The organism is Winogradskyella luteola (assembly GCF_019203985.1).
In the GTDB taxonomy this organism is placed as follows: domain Bacteria; phylum Bacteroidota; class Bacteroidia; order Flavobacteriales; family Flavobacteriaceae; genus Winogradskyella; species Winogradskyella luteola.
Genome location: NZ_JAGSPD010000004.1, coordinates 102,177 through 118,106, shown reverse-complemented (window position 1 = coordinate 118,106; position 15,930 = coordinate 102,177). Strand labels below are relative to the sequence as shown.

Here is a 15,930-nt window from a genome sequence, read left to right as displayed (position 1 = left end):
TTTTTACACAGGAATGTTTAAGGTCACTCTAGTACCAGAGGGTGTATCGCTTTCATATAAATCATCAATATCTAGAGTATAGGAATGTTCAAAAGCTTTAGAGAAGTTGGCCAAACGCGCTTTGGTAATATCTATCCCAACAGATTTTCGTTTTAATTTTTTGTTATCCTTTATTTTCTTTGAAGCAATTCTACCAATACCATTATCTATAATTTCAACTGTGATATAGTCTGAAGAATTTTTAAAAACATTTAATATTATTTTTTTATCATTTGGCTTAGAGGATAACCCATGCCATAAAGCATTTTCTAAAAACGGTTGAAGAATCAAAGATGGTACTTTGGTGATTTCCGTATTTAGAGATTCATCTACGTTTATTTTAAAGTCTATTTCATTATCAAAACGGATATTCTCAATATTCATGTAAAGTTTCATGGTATCGAGTTCGTCCTGCAAGGTGGTTTCTTTTTCCTTGGATGCGATTAAAATCTTACGAATCAATTTCGAAAATTTATTCAAGTAATAAACAGCATTCTCTTTTTCATTATTAATAATATAAAGCTTTATGGAATTAAGCGAATTAAAGATAAAGTGAGGATTCATCTGGCTTCTCAACATATCTTGCTCTAAGGTTAAAATTTGTTTATCCTGCTTTAAAGTTCTGTTTCTATTAATAACAAACATGGCAGTGCCAATTAAAAATAGCGTAAGCATTGAATACCAAAAAATATTTTTATTACGTTCTAACCGTAGACGAACCGCTTCATTTTCTGAAGCCAATGCCTTAATTTGATTATTCTTGTTTTCATTCTCGTATTCGATAACAATATCATTGACGTATTGAAGATTCTGTTCCGTAAGAATTGTGTTTTCTATACCAACAGCCTTTTGATAATATTCTAAAGCTGTTTTATAATTTCCCTTTTTCTGATTGACTTCCGACAACAGTTTACTAGACGCTGCAATTGATGATTTTAAATTATAGGTATTTGCTACTTCGAGCCCTTTTTTTAGATTCTTTTCTGCTTCAGAAATTTGGTTTAATTCAATCTCTAACTGACCCAGATTAATATAGGATGATGCGATATAAAACTGATCCTTTAGAGCTAAAGCTTTTTTTAGTGCATCCTTAATTATGGGCTCAGCATTTTCATAATTTTCTTTTTTGAGATAGATGCCTCCAATACTGTTAAAGCAAATCATTCGGCCAACTTCAGAATTGATGGTTTCATTATAGTACAGGGATTTTTCATAGTTGGCTAATGCCACATCTAAATTCCCTTTGGCTTCTTCCGCATAACCTATATTGTGGTAGTTAATGGCCAGGCCCAGTTTGTTATCTGCTTTTTCTTCTATCTCAAGTGATTTTCTAAACTGTATAAGGGCAATATCATATTGCTTAAGAGCCAGATAAATATTACCAATACTATTTTGCGAAACCGCAATATTGTAGCTCACAGTAGGTGAAGGATTACTAGCCTCATAAGCAATCTTTAAAGCTTGTGTATGGTAATCTAGAGCCGGTTTAATAATATCCATACGCCTATATGCAACACCAATCATATTAAGGCTTACAATCCTTAACTCATCGCTATCTGCTTTGTCTGCAAAAGATTTTGCTTCTTCATGTAATTTTATGGATTTGTCATAATTGGAAATATTTCTATTTATAACCCCTAATGCGTTCAGTGCATAACTCGTACCTTCATTATAGGCATTCAATTTAGACATCTCTAACACATGCTGCATCTTTACGCTATCCCTTTCAAAAGGTTTAAGTAAACTGTCAATACCAATATAAGTTGTGGGCTTAGTTTTGGTAATATCGTCTAATGTGGTTTCAAAATCTAAATCTTGTGCATTTCCAGTCAAAGTATAAGTACAGCATACTAAGAAAAGTTTAAAAAATTTATATGAAACGCTATTATTCAAGTTTTACCGTTTTTAATTATAATTTTTCCAGAAAATCGGATTTTCGTTGTCTGGCAACAGGGATTTTATGATTGCTATCCATAATAACATAACCTTCATTTTTAATAAATGCCTTTATTTTATTAAGGTTAATGATGTACGAATTATGAATTCTAAAGAAATAATGTTCCGGAAGTATAGAATCAACCTCTTTAAGTTTTTTTGTGACTACAATCTTTTTCTGATCTTGAAGAAAAAGTGTGCTGTAGTTACCATCAGATTCCACATATATAATATCATCCACATCTAAAAAGAGCAGCTTACCATCAGCATTTATGGTGATTCGTTTTTTATCAAATTTAGTATTGAAATTTGACAGTATACGTTCAAACTTTTCAGCATTGAGATTACGGTCGCTATGTTTTTTAATTTTAGCTATAGTTTCTCTTAAATCATCAGAATCAATTGGTTTTAAGAGGTAGTCAATAGCTTCGTGTTTAAGAGCTTTTATCGCATATTCATCATATGCCGTAGTAATGACAACCGCAAAATTAACATCTTCTAACTGCTCCAAAAACTGAAAACCGCCAATGGTTGGCATTTGTACATCTAGGAACAGACAGTCTGGTGTATTGGATGCCAAATACTTTAGTGCTTCTTCTGGGTTTGTAAAAGACGCAGTAACTTCGATCTCTTCCTTAAAGTTATTAAGCTCCCAAATTAAACTTTGAATAGCCTTTGGTTCATCATCAACAATTACAGATTTTAACATAGCTAAATATATAGATTATAAATATATACATATCTTAAATTTCTAAAATGCTTTTATGTATATCGTGTAGAATTTTATGTATAATGTGTCACCAACCAACAGCTAAAATACTCATATCCAATTATACACGTTTTTTTACCATTTATACATTTTGGGTATTGGGAACTTGTATTTATAAGGATATTTGAAGTATAAAGCTGACCAAAATTAAGAGCTTATTGAGGGTTTGCTCTTAAGATTAAAATGTAATGCTTAAATTTTATTTGAGTGTTAATTTACTATAAAGCAATTAAGGGTTGCTTTTCATTACTTAGTTAGTTATTAGGGAGAAAAAGAGCGTTTTTTAAAACGCTCTTTTTCGTTATACACTTTTTAAAATCAAAATATAAATCATCAATAAACACGCCCACTAACCTTAATTTTCATACGATAAAACCTACAATAAAATAATTATAAAAATTTATTAAGTATTTGATTATCAATTATTTAATATAAAATTTTATAAAACCATTAGGTTTTATGGGCAATACCTTGGTTTGTTAAAAACTTGTTGACAACGTTTACGATATTGTCTTTTAATTTTAACGACAATTATCAATCTTTGTTCAGGGCAAAGTAGAAAATAGATTTTAGTAGTGGTTTTTTAGCCTTTTAAAAAAATCTCTGTTTTTGAAAATTTCATGCCTCTTTTTATTCCTCTAATAGGAAGAATTTAACACAATATTACAGGCATTTGCTAATTGAATTCGGAGTAATTGAGCAATTATTCTACAGGTCTTTTAGCCTCTAAATTAAAACAAACTATGGAAACTAAACAACTAGAAATCAAAGAGATAATAAAAAGAGATTACGAAACGAGTCCATTTGTTTTAAACAAAATTTCCAATGCAGTTGAAAAAGCGATGATGTCAGTTGGAAATGGCACCAAAGAAGATGCCAATACCATTGCTGTAAAAGTGCTACAAGAATTATTAGACAGAAAGGCTAAAGATTATAAGTATGTACCGACTGTAGAAGAGGTTCAGGATCTTGTTGAAGTCAAATTGATGGACAGCCAGTTTTTGGACGTTGCAAAAGCATACATTCTGTATAGAGATGAGCAAGCCAGAAATAGAAAGACAAATATTTTTGAAAAGCGTATCAATCTAAAACCTTACGAATATCCTGCACTAAACGAATACGTGGATGCCATTAGACATTCGTACTGGATTCATTCAGAATTTAACTTTACCAGTGATATTCAAGATTTTAAGGCCAGGCTTACCGTTGTTGAGCAAAACGCCATAAAAAACACTATGCTTGCCATTTCGCAAATCGAAGTTGCAGTAAAAACATTTTGGGGAGATATTTACCATAAAATGCCAAAACCAGAAATTGGGTCTGTAGGAGCAACATTTGCAGAAAGTGAAGTACGCCACCACGATGCGTATTCTCATTTATTGGAAATCCTTGGGCTTAATAACGAGTTTAAAAGATTAAAGAAGAATCCTGTAATAATGAGACGTGTTCATTATCTGGAAACCGCTTTAAAGAATGCAAAAAGTGAAGACAACAAAGAGTATGCAGAATCTATTTTATTGTTCTCACTCTTTATAGAACATGTGTCTTTGTTTTCACAATTTTTAATCATAATGGCTTTTAACAAACATAAAAATATGCTCAAAGGCATTTCTAATGTTGTTGAAGCGACTTCTAAAGAAGAGCAAATTCATGGTGATTTTGGTATCGATGTGATTAGAATTATCAAAGACGAAAACCCAACATGGTTTGGCGAAGAATATAAAACCATAGTTAGGGTGATGTGTGAAGAAGCCTTTGATTCTGAAAGTAGAATCATCGATTGGATTTTTGAAGCAGGTGAATTAGACTTCCTTCCTAAAAACGTAATAAACGAATTTATAAAAAACCGATTCAATAACTCCCTTGAAAGTATCGGCATTGATAAGATATTTGATATTGACGAGAGCTTGCTAGAGCAGACCGAATGGTTTGATGATGAAATCATTGGTACCAAACACGGAGACTTCTTCGTAAAACGCTCTATTAACTATAGCAAAAGAACTAAAAGTATAACTAGCGACGACTTATTTTAAACCATGAACGACAAAACTAACTTAGACTTCGAAAACAAAGTAGTAAACCCTCAAACTACAGCTTCACCTCACGATGAATTGATTAAGGCTAGAAAAGAAGCCATAAAGGAGGCAAAAGCAGAACCTGAAATAAAATGGTTAACAGAACATAGCCGTAAATTTTTATCCTCTGGTTATCTTACGGAAGGGACAACTCCCGAAGCAAGAATTAGAGAAATAGCTAATAATGCAGAGCGCATCTTAAAAATTGATGGTTTTGCAGATAAGTTCTATGGCTATATGGCAGAAGGCTTTTACTCTTTGGCATCACCGGTATGGTCTAATTTTGGTAAAAAGCGTGGTTTACCAATCAGTTGTTTTGGTTCACATATTTCTGATGATATGGGAGATATACTCTACACACAATCAGAAGTTGGTATGATGTCTAAGTTAGGTGGTGGTACTTCAGGTTATTTTGGTAAACTTCGTCATAGAGGTGCGCCAGTAAAAAATAATGGAGAATCTTCTGGAGCCGTACATATTATGCAATTGTTTGAAAAAATGGTTGATGTTGTAAGTCAAGGCTCAGTGCGACGAGGTCGCTTTTCCCCATATCTGCCTATCGAACACAATGATATACATGAGTTTTTAGAAATTGGTACAGAAGGTAATCCTATACAAGAGTTAACACATGGTGTTACCGTTGGTAACGAGTGGATGCAAGAAATGATCGATGGCGATACTGAAAAAAGAGCTATTTGGGCAAAAGTATTGCAACGAAGAGGTGAAATAGGATACCCTTATATCTTCTTTAAAGATAATGCAAACAATGCTGCACCAGAGGTTTATCAAGAAAATAAACATGAGATTTACGCAAGCAACTTGTGTTCAGAAATTATGTTACCAACAAACGACAGATGGTCTTTTGTATGTGTATTGTCTTCAATAAACTTATTGCATTACGATAAGTGGAAAAATACAGATGCAGTTGAAACTATGATCTATTTCTTAGATGCCGTTTTAGAAGAGTTTGTAACGAAGTTAGAAGTATATAGAGATTCGCCAGACAGAGATGACAGACAGACCTTCTTGTTTATGGAGAAAGCTTACAACTTTGCTAAGGAAAATAGAGCTTTAGGAATGGGCGCTTTAGGTTGGCACTCATTATTGCAATCTAAAATGTTACCTTTTGATAGTCAGGAAGCCTTTAACCTTAATAGTGAAATCTTTAAGACCATTAAAGAAAAATCAGTTAAAGCATCAGAAGAATTAGCTGAAAAATTTGGTGAGCCAGAAGTATTAAAAGGTTACGGAAGACGTAATGCTACATTAAACGCTGTGGCACCAACAACGTCTTCTGCTTTTATCTTAGGGCAAGTATCTCAAGGTATTGAACCGATATGGTCTAACTGTTATGTGAAAGATATTGCTAAGATTAAGACCACAATTAAGAACCCATATTTATTGGCACTTCTTGAAGAAAAGGGGATGAACACACCTGAGATTTGGAGAAGTATACGCGATTATGATGGTTCTGTACAGCATTTAGAAGGATTGACAGAACTTGAAAAGGATGTGTTTAAAACCTATTCTGAAATCGACCAAATGACTCTCATTTATCAGGCGGCAAATAGACAGAATCATATCGACCAAGGTCAGTCTTTAAACATCATGGTACATCCAGATATGCCAGTTAAGGACATCAATAAAATTTATGTTACCGCATGGCAATTAGGTGTAAAGTCATTGTACTACCAACACAGTATGAATGCCGCACAGAAATTTAAGCAGAAGAAAGAATGTACAAGCTGTGAAGGCTAATAAATTTCTGCGAAAGCGGGGATCCCAAAATTAAGTATCAAAAAAGCATCTCATTTCTGAGATGCTTTTTTGCTTATTGTCATTCAGAGCGCAATGAAGAATCTAAGTCATAAATACGATAAATATGAATAGTTGTCATGCTAAATTCATTTTCAGAATTTTTATTACAATACCATTCTCTGGTTTTTTGATATTTAAATCTTCTTCGCTTACTATAGAAACGTAATCGATATTTTTTCGATCATATCGAGTATTTGTTTGATGTATACTAAAGTAAGGGCTTTTTCTCTATATTGGACGTTTCAACAAAATATAATGCTCCAAGATATGGAAAATGAAATAAGTATAGAAACCAAAGAACCTACTTGTTCTATTTGCAAAACAGCCATGGATACTGAAGAAATATATTGCTCAGAATGTGGTTTCCCAGAAAAAGGCACTGATAAAGAAGTTGCTCAATTCCATGCCAGAAGAGCTATGGAAAACAACCAACATATGGATGCGGATAAAAAAATAAAATCTGCAAGAAATGTACTTTATGTTATGGCTGGTATTACGTTGGTTTTTGGCATAATTAGTTTTTTTAACAATCAAGATATAGCAGTTTTAGTTACCAATGTTATACTTGGTGTTATTTATTTGGCTTTAGGATCATGGACTTCCCAAAAACCTTTAGTGGCAATACTGCTTGGCCTTTTATTGTATTTGACCACGGTAATTATTTCTGCAATACTTTTACCTGAGACCCTAATAAAAGGGATAATTTTTAAAATAATTATAATTGCTTATTTGGGTAAAGGTGTGTATTCAGCTTCGTCAATTAAAAAATAAACGCTTTCATTTTAAAATATGAATAATAGCTGTAGTCGTTGTAAAGCCATAGTTAAAAATCAAGCAAAATTTTGTACCAATTGTGGTAATTCGCTTAAGAAAACTAATCTTGAGACAAGAACATCGTCTCTAAACATCATTATTGTTTTCTATGCGGTTTTTCTTCTTTTTGCTGTAGTTAGCTATTTTTTATATTCAGAATATCCAACAAATATTAATATAGAAATAGCGATTGAAAGTGTCTTTGCTTTATTAGTTGTAGGGTTTTCTTTAGTTGATTTTAAAGGAATTTTAAAGCTTTATAAACTACCTATAATAGATTGGAAAATATTAATATTCACAGTTGCATTTCCTGTTTTTTCAGCATTTACGGTATACTTTACTGTAGAGCATGCTAACTCATTTTTGTTCGGATCTGTTGACGAAAGTTATTATGGTGGCTATGTATATTTAGAGCACCCTTTATTTTGGGCAATCCTATTTACAGCGATTATGCCACCTATTTTTGAGGAGCTTGCTTTTAGAGGATTTTTATTTAATCAGCTACAGAAGGTAGCAAGCGAAAACGTAACTATAATCGCAACAGCTTTTATTTTTGCATTGGTACATTTTTCGTTTATATCGCTGATTTGGATTTTACCTTTTGGATTAATCCTTGGTTACATTCGTAGTAAATATAACACCTTGTGGTATGGCATAGTTATTCATTTTATCCACAATTTTATAGTAATAATGATAGACTATTATATCTACAATACTTACTTCTTGGAATTGTAATTTTTAGAAACGTATAAAAACAAAAAGCACTCAATGCCGAACTGTACGGGAGAGTGCTTTTTTTCACCTCTATTTATAATGGATTAATTCGCCTCCATTAAAGCAAAGAACTTATCAATGTTTGGCATTAATATAATACGTGTTCTTCTGTTTTTAGAACGATTTTCGCTCGTGTTGTTTTCAACTAAAGGTTGGTAGCTGCTACGACCAGAAGCAATCAACTTAGTCGGATCTACATTGTACTTGTTCTGTAATTTTCTAACAACTGATGTTGCTCTTAATACACTTAAATCCCAATTGTCCTTAATTTTTTCGGTATTAATACTTCTGGAATCTGTATGACCTTCTACCATAACATCGATACTTTCTTCAGAATTGATAACATCTGCCAATTTTTGAAGTATGTTATTGGCCTTGCTGCTAATTCTATAGCTACCAGAATTAAATAACATCTTATCTGAAATCGAAATCATTACCACAGTCTCATTAATGTTTACGGCAATGTCTTCGTCTTCGTTTAAATCTGAAGTATCCATAGTTTTTTCAAGATTATACTGAACCGCTAAGTTCATAGAATCTTTTAAAGTTTTGGCTTCAGCTAGTTTTGCAGGATCCACATTCTCTAATGTTGCTAGCATTTTACGCTTACTCTCATTAGAGATTACTGTGCCATCTGCATTAACGCCTAATTTAATGTCGTTTTCAATTTTAAGACCTTCAACATCTTCGTTTAATGAGCTAATCTTATCATTGTATCTATCAACACGTGCTTGAATTTTAGCAAATTTGTTTTCCAAGTCTTCTTTTTCTACCTGGGTTTTGGTTAGTTGACTTTTAATCTCACCATTCTCTTGCTCTAGGGCTATGTATTTCTTTTTTGAAACACAAGAACTCAAAAGAATTGCTGTTACTAAAAGAATTGAAATTTTCTTCATGTTTAAATTTTTAGGTTAATTTATTCAATACACTTACATATACGACGAAATTACTTGCTTGGATGTTTAACTACTGCTCTATTCAAAATTTTGTTTAACTCAAAAAAAATGCCTTAGAGATTTCTAAGGCATTTATTCACTTTAATATTTTAGATAAAATGACAGGCATATTGAGCTAATTAATGATCAACATCAGTATAGTTTTTTAATGACATTTGTAACAATTCCCCAAATTAAAAAATCATTATCCTCTGTTATTTTTATAATCGGATAATCTGGGTTTTCTGGCTGAAGCCAGACTTCACCATCAGAAACTCTTAAGCGTTTTACGGTAAACTCACCATCTAAAAAGCACACCGCAATTTTATTGTTCTCTGGCTCTAGGCTTCTATCAATAACTAATAAATCATTATCATCTAACCCTGCACCAATCATAGATTGTCCGCTTACTCGTGCATAAAATGTGGCTTCTTTGTTTTTAACCAGCTCATCGTCTAGAGATAAGCGTTGTTCTTTAAAATCATCTGCTGGAGACGGAAACCCTGCTGAAATTCCGGTATCAAAAAAATTTACCCCAGCATCTTCAATGGATTCTGGAATGAAAAAAGTTAAGTTATTCGATTTATGTGCTATCATATTTATTCGCCGCAAAACGGTGATCTTTTTAAGTTTAACTTCAATTTATAAGATTTCTGCGTAGGCAGGGACCTCATTTATTTTACCACAATGATATCATTAATATTTGTGGTGTATCTAGGCGAAAGTCGTTCTTGTCGCATTTTCCAGGTACGTTCTAAGTCTTGATTTCCTAATTTAATTTTATCGCCTTTATATCTTTTATTTATAGCGTCAATGGCAGACATTAAAGGTTTATGTTTGGGGTCTTCTTTACTAAACATATCCAACTGATAATTATCTGTAGGCACTAAACCCGTAACGATAACTCCTGCCCTTTTATACTTAATTCCTGTTTTGTAAATAGACTTTACAGCACTAACAGCTGCTCTACTAATTAGCAGTGACGAATCCGTAGGATATGGAAAACTTACTATTTTACTTGCCCGATGTTGTTCTTGATCTTTTTTATGCCTATTACTACTCAATGTTATTATAACCATATGGCAGCTAGAGCCTTGTTTCCGTAATTTCTCGGCACAACTTGCTGCAAAAGTAGAGACACGCTCTTTTATATAATTAATATCATCATACGTATAATCGAAACTTCGGGTTGTGGCAATGGCGCGTTTTTGAGTTGGTTCGTCTAGCTTGATTTTAGAAATACCCTCTAAATCTTTTTTGAGTTTCCATTCTGTTATTGAAAATGTTCTTCTGACCCATTCATCCGATAACTGCGTAAAATCATAGGCTGTTTTACAACCTTTGGCTTTTAATCGTTTTTGTAAACCATGACCAATACCCCAAACGCTTTCGAGCTTTATCCATTTTAAAGCTTTAATTCTACTTTCTTCAGAATCTATAACATACGATCCTTTTGTTTCTTCCGGAAATTTCCTTGCAATCTTATTGGCAACTTTACTCAGTGCTTTCGTTGGCGCTATACCCACACAGGTTGGAATACCCGTCCATTTGAGAATACGTTTTCTGATTTGATGTCCGTAATCTTCAAAATCGCAATCATTAAATCCCTTAAACTGAAGAAAAGCTTCGTCTATACTATATACCTCAACGTCTGGTGTAAATTGCTCTAAAATTTTCATTACACGGTTACTCATATCGCCATATAATGGGTAATTTGAGGATAGCACTTTAATATTATTAACTTTACAAAACCCTTCCCATTTAAAGATTGGTGCTCCAAAAGGCAGTTGTAACGCTTTTGCTTCATCACTCATGGAAATAACACAACCATCATTATTACTGAGGATAGCAACTGGTTGTCCTTTTAAGTTAGGATTAAAAGCGCGTTCACAAGACGCATAAAAATTATTACAATCTACTAAGGCATACATAAATGTAAAGATACAAAAAGACCTTTCAGGTTTTAATTATCTTTACAACATGTCAAACACTTTCATTACTATAGCGCGATATCAATATTCATCTGAGGCTCAAATTATAAAAGGGAGATTAGAAGCAGAAGGTATAGAAGTATTTCTTAGAGATAATATTACTATCGATACAGATCCTTTGGTAAGTAATGCCATTGGGGGCGTAAAACTTAAGGTGCTATCCAAGGATGAAAAAGCTGCCAGAGCTATTTTAAATTCCATTCGGTCTTATTCTACAGATGATAATGGGAATGCCATAAAATGTCCTAACTGTCACCAAGAACGTGTAGGTCTATATTCCACAATAACAGATTTTAAATCCTTTTTCTCATTTATAATTGGCGTTATATCGGGTACATTACCGTTTAGTACACGCTATCAATACAAGTGTGAAGCTTGCGATACTGTAATTGCTGCTAAAAATTAGCAACTTTATCATAAGCGCTTCTTAGTTTTATAACTACAGATTTTATTTCCTCTTCATTTAAATGCGCAAAACCAAAGCGAATAGAACAGGTATTTTTATTTTGATAAAGAATGGTTTTTGGAAGAAATACATCTATTTTTTCGGCTTCTTCCGCAAGTTTTACTAACGAAATTCTTCTGCAGAATTCCAACCAAATAGCTAACCCGCCTGAAGGTTTTTTGTAAGTTACGATATCTTTAAAATAATACTTTAAATGCTCACAAAGGCAATCACAACGTTGTTTGTAAACCAAGTTGCTTTTTTTGACCAATCTGTAAATTTCACCTTCAGAAATCAACTCAGACAACATTTGCTGTTGTATTAAATCTCCCTGCTCGTCAAGTAAAGTTAAGTAGTTATTGGCTTCAGAAATTAAATTCTCTGGTGCTACCACAAAACCAGATTGAAAACTTGTAAACAAGGACTGGCCCATTTTACCTAAGTAAATAACCATACCATCTGCATCTGCAGTTGCCATTGGTAACATGGCCGAACCTTCAAACTGAAAATCGTAATCATAGTCATCTTCAATAATGGCAAAGCCATAGGTTTTTGCCAGCTGTAGAAGCTGTAATCGCCTTTCGGCGCTCAAAGTTTTTGTCGTTGGGTAGTGTCTATGTGCACATACATAAACACACCGAATGCTATTTTTAACAAAATGCTTTTTAATGTACTCAACATCCAGACCATTATCGTCCACAGGAACAGTTTTTATGGTAGCACCCGCTTCTTGAAAAATGGTATTTGAAGCATAATGACTTAACTGTCCTACCAAAACCACATCATTTTGCTTTATCAGTAATTGGGATACAACGTAAAGGCTCATTTCTGTACTTCGCGTGCTCATTAAATTACTTGGAGTGATATGAAACCCGCGTGTAGCATTTAAATAATTACAAAGCTGAGTTTTAAATTTGAAAGGTGTTGAAATAGATGATCGGTTCCATTTATGTATTAATGGTCTTCGTTTCATGGCTGCACTATACCATTTCGAAAACTGATGTGCAGAATGCAACCGCAAATCTGGCCTACCATCGTTTATAATATATTTTGCCGTTGTTTCTTGTGTTGTAGATGCTAAATGAAATGATGTTTGAAAAGGAAAACCAGCTTCTTTTGGATATGTGTAAGCCAGATTCATGGGTTTGCCCGTGGCTTTTATTTTTGCCGTAGTTTGTTCTGGCTCCAAGACAAAAGTACCCTTATTAGCCATAATGTCTACCCATCCTTGTGATGCCAGTTCATCATAAATAGCTACAGCCGTATTTCTGTGAATATTTAATAAGTGGCTTAAAGTACGTGTACCTGGTAGTTTATTGCCTTTAGATATATAACCTCGCTGAATGGCATTTATAATTTGCTGAGCCACTTGTATGTACACAGGTTGCACTAAGGATTTATCGAATGTAATCAGTTGTTTCAATACATTATTAACCGGACTATTCATTGTTTTAAAAGTGGACTATTGTAATCGTCCGGAAAGTTACGATTTTTGCAACTTCAAATTTTATTACATCATGAGAAAAATATACATCCTTTGTACTATTATACTAATTATTGGTTTTCAACTTAATGCACAAGACATCCCTCGACAAAAATTAGATTCTGTTACGCTAACAGGGGCGAGAATTGATTTGCCATTTAGAGAAAACTCCCGAACAATTAATATTATTACCTCAACTGATATTAAGAACAGTGCTGCTGTAAATGTTGCTGATCTATTACAACAAGTCGCTGGTGTAGATATAAGACGTCGTGGTACTGGTGGTAGCCAAGCGGACCTTTATATTAGAGGCGGAGGTTTTGACCAAACACTTTTACTTATCGACGGTATTAAAATGGATGATGCACAAACTGGCCATCACACTATGAATGCCGCTTTACCAATTGAAGTTATTGAGCGTATAGAAATTATTAAAGGTCCTGCCGCTCGTGTATTTGGGCAAAATGCATTTACAGGTGCTATAAATATTGTGACTAAAAAGAACCTGAATAATTTGGTTTCGGCCAATTTAGAAACCGGATCCTTTGGTCAGTTAAATGGAAATGCTACCGCTGGCACAGAATTAGAAAACTCTTCGCATATAGTACATGTTGGTAGGGTCACTTCAAATGGTTATAGAAATAATTCAGACTATGATAATTCAAATTACTTTCTAAAAAGTGTTTTCAATAAAAATGCACAACCCATTGAAATGATTGCCACATTTTTTGAGCGTAAATTTGGTGCTGAAAATTTTTACACCACAAATCCAACATTTAATGAGTACGAAGAAACTCAAAATAGTCTAATTGCGTTCACAACGACGTTTAGAAAAAATAATCTTAAAATTCAACCCAGAGTCTATTGGAAGCGTAATCAAGATATGTTCTTATTGAGACGTTTTGAACCTAACTTTTTCAGAAATTTTCATATTTCGGATAAAATCGGCGCGGAAGCAAACGCCTCTTACGTTTCAAAACTTGGTATTACCGGTTTTGGGATAGACCTATCTAAAATATACCTAAGAAGTAATAATCTAGGTAATCGTAATCGTTTTATGACTAATGTATTTCTAGAGCATCGGTTTTCACTCTTAAATAACAAACTAGATATTACACCTGGCGTGGCATTGACTTATTTTTCAGATTTTAAGTTTCATGCCTTTCCCGGTATAGATATTGGTTTTGATATTACCAACGATTTAAAGGCCTATGGAAATGTAGGTTACACTTATAGGATACCAACGTACACAGATTTGTATTATAGTGACCCTCGCACTAATGGAAATCCAGATTTAGAACCAGAAGAAGCTTTTGCGCAAGAAGTTGGCATTAAATACATCACTCCAAAATTTAGAGCTACACTTGCTGTATTTAACAGAGATGCTAAAAATCTTATCGACTATATAAGACCAAATACTATAGAAGAAATCTTTACAGCAACTAATATTACGGAAGTAAATACCAAAGGTTTAGAATTTGATGCAGCCTATAATTTAAAATTAAAAGGGTTTACCCAGACCTTAGCATTTGGTTATGCCTACTTAGATGATACTATTTTGGAACAAAATGAAGAATTATCACGTTATTCTTTAAACACCTTAAAGCATCAATATACAACACGTCTTAGTACACAATTGTTTAAAGATATGCGCCAGAATATTGTATACAAATATGCCGAACGTACCACTGGGCAAACCTACAATGTTTGGGACGCTTCCCTAGTTTACAGATTAAAGCAAATGGAATTTACAATTACAGCTAGCAATATTTTTGATGCAGATTATATTGAAACCGGCTTTACTCCGATGCCACCAAGTAATGTGCTATTTGGACTTCGCTATAACTTCAAATAAAAATATTTTTAAGATTTTGTAACAAAAATCTCTCAATTGCTACTGATATATTGAAAGTAAGTCTCAAATCAAAACTTATTTGATTACCAAAGTATAGAGACGACCGTACTTTTCAATAACCATCAAATTACAATTGACATTCCTAATTTGAACATTAACCGTTCAAAAAAAGATTTCAAAAAAACCACGACTTAAAACGTCTTTCTTGGTGGCGATGCTGTGTCCGATTTACTTTCAGAAATAAGATGAAAAATTCTTTCAATGGTCGTATATTTATTAACGCATTATAAATCATATAAATTATGACAGAATGGTTTTCAAACTTGGAGTTTTTAGCTAAGATATATTGGGCTGTTGCCATTATTGGCTCTTTTATTTTTACAATAGTAATGATTATGGCTTTTGCAGGTGGAGATGCTGATGATATTAGTGATGTCGATGGTGGCTTTGATGGCGATGTAGGTGCCGGATTTCAATTTATCAGTTTTAAAAATCTAATAGGCTTTTTCACCATTTTTGGCTGGAGCGGTATTGCTTGTATTGACGCAGGCTTATCTAAACCAATGACTATTATTATTTCTGTAGTTTGTGGATTATTAATGATGTTAATAATGGCCACTTTATTTTACTTTATCAGTAAACTTGCCGATAGTGGCACTTTAAAATACAAAAATGCGTTAGATGCCGTTGGCGAAGTGTATTTAACCATTGGAGCTGATCGCTCAAGAATAGGAAAAGTTTCTGTTAACGTACAGGGAACTGTTAGAGAACTCGATGCACTTACGGATGCTGCAAACGATTTAAAGTCCGGAACTATTATAAAAGTTGTCGATGTTACCTCAAATGGAATTCTAATTGTAGACCATACACGTAAACCCATTGAGCCTACACAATCACAAAATAAAGAACTCGGTGAAGGAGGAAAGCATTTATTAAGTAACGAATAATTAAAACTAACTAAAAAAACTGAATATTAACCATTAAAAAATCATTGTCCT

The 15,930-nt window shown here is 33.3% G+C and carries 13 protein-coding genes; 7 read left to right on the top strand and 6 right to left on the bottom strand.

Annotation, left to right across the window (positions count from 1 at the left end):
* Positions 1–3: 3 nt before the first annotated feature.
* Entirely contained in the window at positions 4–1,872 is a 1,869-nt protein-coding gene (locus KCG49_RS06215) for a tetratricopeptide repeat-containing sensor histidine kinase (protein ID WP_256259896.1), read from the bottom strand.
* Positions 1,873–1,948: 76 nt separating this feature from the next.
* A complete protein-coding gene (locus tag KCG49_RS06210) occupies positions 1,949–2,683 on the bottom strand; it encodes a LytR/AlgR family response regulator transcription factor (protein WP_218545337.1) in 735 nt (244 codons plus the stop codon).
* Positions 2,684–3,486: 803 nt separating this feature from the next.
* On the opposite strand from KCG49_RS06210, the gene KCG49_RS06205 reads away from it, so the two are divergent.
* The 4 genes from KCG49_RS06205 (at position 3,487) to KCG49_RS06190 (ending at position 8,184) form a co-directional block, all read left to right on the top strand.
* Positions 3,487–4,776 (top strand): ribonucleotide-diphosphate reductase subunit beta, encoded by a 1,290-nt coding sequence (locus KCG49_RS06205; protein ID WP_218545336.1) that lies wholly within the window; start codon positions 3,487–3,489, stop codon positions 4,774–4,776.
* 3 nt (positions 4,777–4,779) lie between these two features.
* Positions 4,780–6,576 carry a ribonucleoside-diphosphate reductase subunit alpha gene (locus tag KCG49_RS06200; RefSeq protein ID WP_218545335.1) on the top strand — a complete coding sequence of 599 codons (1,797 nt, stop codon included), beginning with the start codon at positions 4,780–4,782 and terminating at the stop codon, positions 6,574–6,576.
* 327 nt (positions 6,577–6,903) lie between these two features.
* The gene (locus KCG49_RS06195) at positions 6,904–7,407 is read left to right on the top strand and encodes a hypothetical protein (RefSeq protein ID WP_218545334.1); all 504 of its coding nucleotides are present in this window, start codon (positions 6,904–6,906) and stop codon (positions 7,405–7,407) included.
* Positions 7,408–7,425: 18 nt separating this feature from the next.
* Entirely contained in the window at positions 7,426–8,184 is a 759-nt protein-coding gene (locus KCG49_RS06190; RefSeq protein WP_218545333.1) for a CPBP family intramembrane glutamic endopeptidase, read from the top strand.
* 83 nt (positions 8,185–8,267) lie between these two features.
* Here KCG49_RS06190 and KCG49_RS06185 read toward each other — a convergent pair whose 3' ends face one another.
* The 3 genes from KCG49_RS06185 to KCG49_RS06175 all read right to left on the bottom strand — a co-directional run bounded on the left by KCG49_RS06185 (position 8,268) and on the right by KCG49_RS06175 (position 11,089).
* Complete coding sequence (locus KCG49_RS06185) at positions 8,268–9,119, bottom strand: OmpA/MotB family protein (RefSeq protein ID WP_218545332.1); 852 nt, start codon at positions 9,117–9,119, stop codon at positions 8,268–8,270.
* Between the two features lie 192 nt (positions 9,120–9,311).
* A complete protein-coding gene (locus KCG49_RS06180) occupies positions 9,312–9,755 on the bottom strand; it encodes a LexA family protein (RefSeq protein ID WP_218545331.1) in 444 nt (147 codons plus the stop codon).
* A 77-nt stretch (positions 9,756–9,832) separates the two neighbouring features.
* Complete coding sequence (locus KCG49_RS06175; RefSeq protein WP_218545330.1) at positions 9,833–11,089, bottom strand: Y-family DNA polymerase; 1,257 nt, start codon at positions 11,087–11,089, stop codon at positions 9,833–9,835.
* A 49-nt stretch (positions 11,090–11,138) separates the two neighbouring features.
* Between KCG49_RS06175 and KCG49_RS06170 the strand changes: the two genes are divergently transcribed.
* Positions 11,139–11,555, top strand: a complete 417-nt coding sequence (locus tag KCG49_RS06170) for a putative signal transducing protein (RefSeq protein WP_218545329.1) — start codon at positions 11,139–11,141, stop codon at positions 11,553–11,555.
* Here the strand turns inward: KCG49_RS06170 and KCG49_RS06165 are convergent.
* Complete coding sequence (locus tag KCG49_RS06165; protein ID WP_218545328.1) at positions 11,545–13,041, bottom strand: aminotransferase-like domain-containing protein; 1,497 nt, start codon at positions 13,039–13,041, stop codon at positions 11,545–11,547. The two genes, KCG49_RS06170 and KCG49_RS06165, sit on opposite strands and share 11 nt — an antisense overlap.
* 70 nt (positions 13,042–13,111) lie before the next feature.
* On the opposite strand from KCG49_RS06165, the gene KCG49_RS06160 reads away from it, so the two are divergent.
* Both KCG49_RS06160 and KCG49_RS06155 read left to right on the top strand, forming a co-directional pair.
* A complete protein-coding gene (locus KCG49_RS06160) occupies positions 13,112–14,932 on the top strand; it encodes a TonB-dependent receptor plug domain-containing protein (protein WP_218545327.1) in 1,821 nt (606 codons plus the stop codon).
* A 302-nt stretch (positions 14,933–15,234) separates the two neighbouring features.
* A complete protein-coding gene (locus KCG49_RS06155) occupies positions 15,235–15,879 on the top strand; it encodes a hypothetical protein (protein WP_218545326.1) in 645 nt (214 codons plus the stop codon).
* Positions 15,880–15,930 lie beyond the last annotated feature (51 nt).

Coding starts and splice junctions, on each gene's coding strand:
- KCG49_RS06175 (WP_218545330.1), bottom strand. CDS start 11,089: ATGTATGCCTTAGTAGATTGTAATAATTTTTATGCGTCTTGTGAACGC.
- KCG49_RS06200 (WP_218545335.1), top strand. CDS start 4,780: ATGAACGACAAAACTAACTTAGACTTCGAAAACAAAGTAGTAAACCCT.
- KCG49_RS06180 (WP_218545331.1), bottom strand. CDS start 9,755: ATGATAGCACATAAATCGAATAACTTAACTTTTTTCATTCCAGAATCC.
- KCG49_RS06190 (WP_218545333.1), top strand. CDS start 7,426: ATGAATAATAGCTGTAGTCGTTGTAAAGCCATAGTTAAAAATCAAGCA.
- KCG49_RS06155 (WP_218545326.1), top strand. CDS start 15,235: ATGACAGAATGGTTTTCAAACTTGGAGTTTTTAGCTAAGATATATTGG.
- KCG49_RS06160 (WP_218545327.1), top strand. CDS start 13,112: ATGAGAAAAATATACATCCTTTGTACTATTATACTAATTATTGGTTTT.
- KCG49_RS06185 (WP_218545332.1), bottom strand. CDS start 9,119: ATGAAGAAAATTTCAATTCTTTTAGTAACAGCAATTCTTTTGAGTTCT.
- KCG49_RS06165 (WP_218545328.1), bottom strand. CDS start 13,041: ATGAATAGTCCGGTTAATAATGTATTGAAACAACTGATTACATTCGAT.
- KCG49_RS06205 (WP_218545336.1), top strand. CDS start 3,487: ATGGAAACTAAACAACTAGAAATCAAAGAGATAATAAAAAGAGATTAC.
- KCG49_RS06210 (WP_218545337.1), bottom strand. CDS start 2,683: ATGTTAAAATCTGTAATTGTTGATGATGAACCAAAGGCTATTCAAAGT.
- KCG49_RS06170 (WP_218545329.1), top strand. CDS start 11,139: ATGTCAAACACTTTCATTACTATAGCGCGATATCAATATTCATCTGAG.
- KCG49_RS06195 (WP_218545334.1), top strand. CDS start 6,904: ATGGAAAATGAAATAAGTATAGAAACCAAAGAACCTACTTGTTCTATT.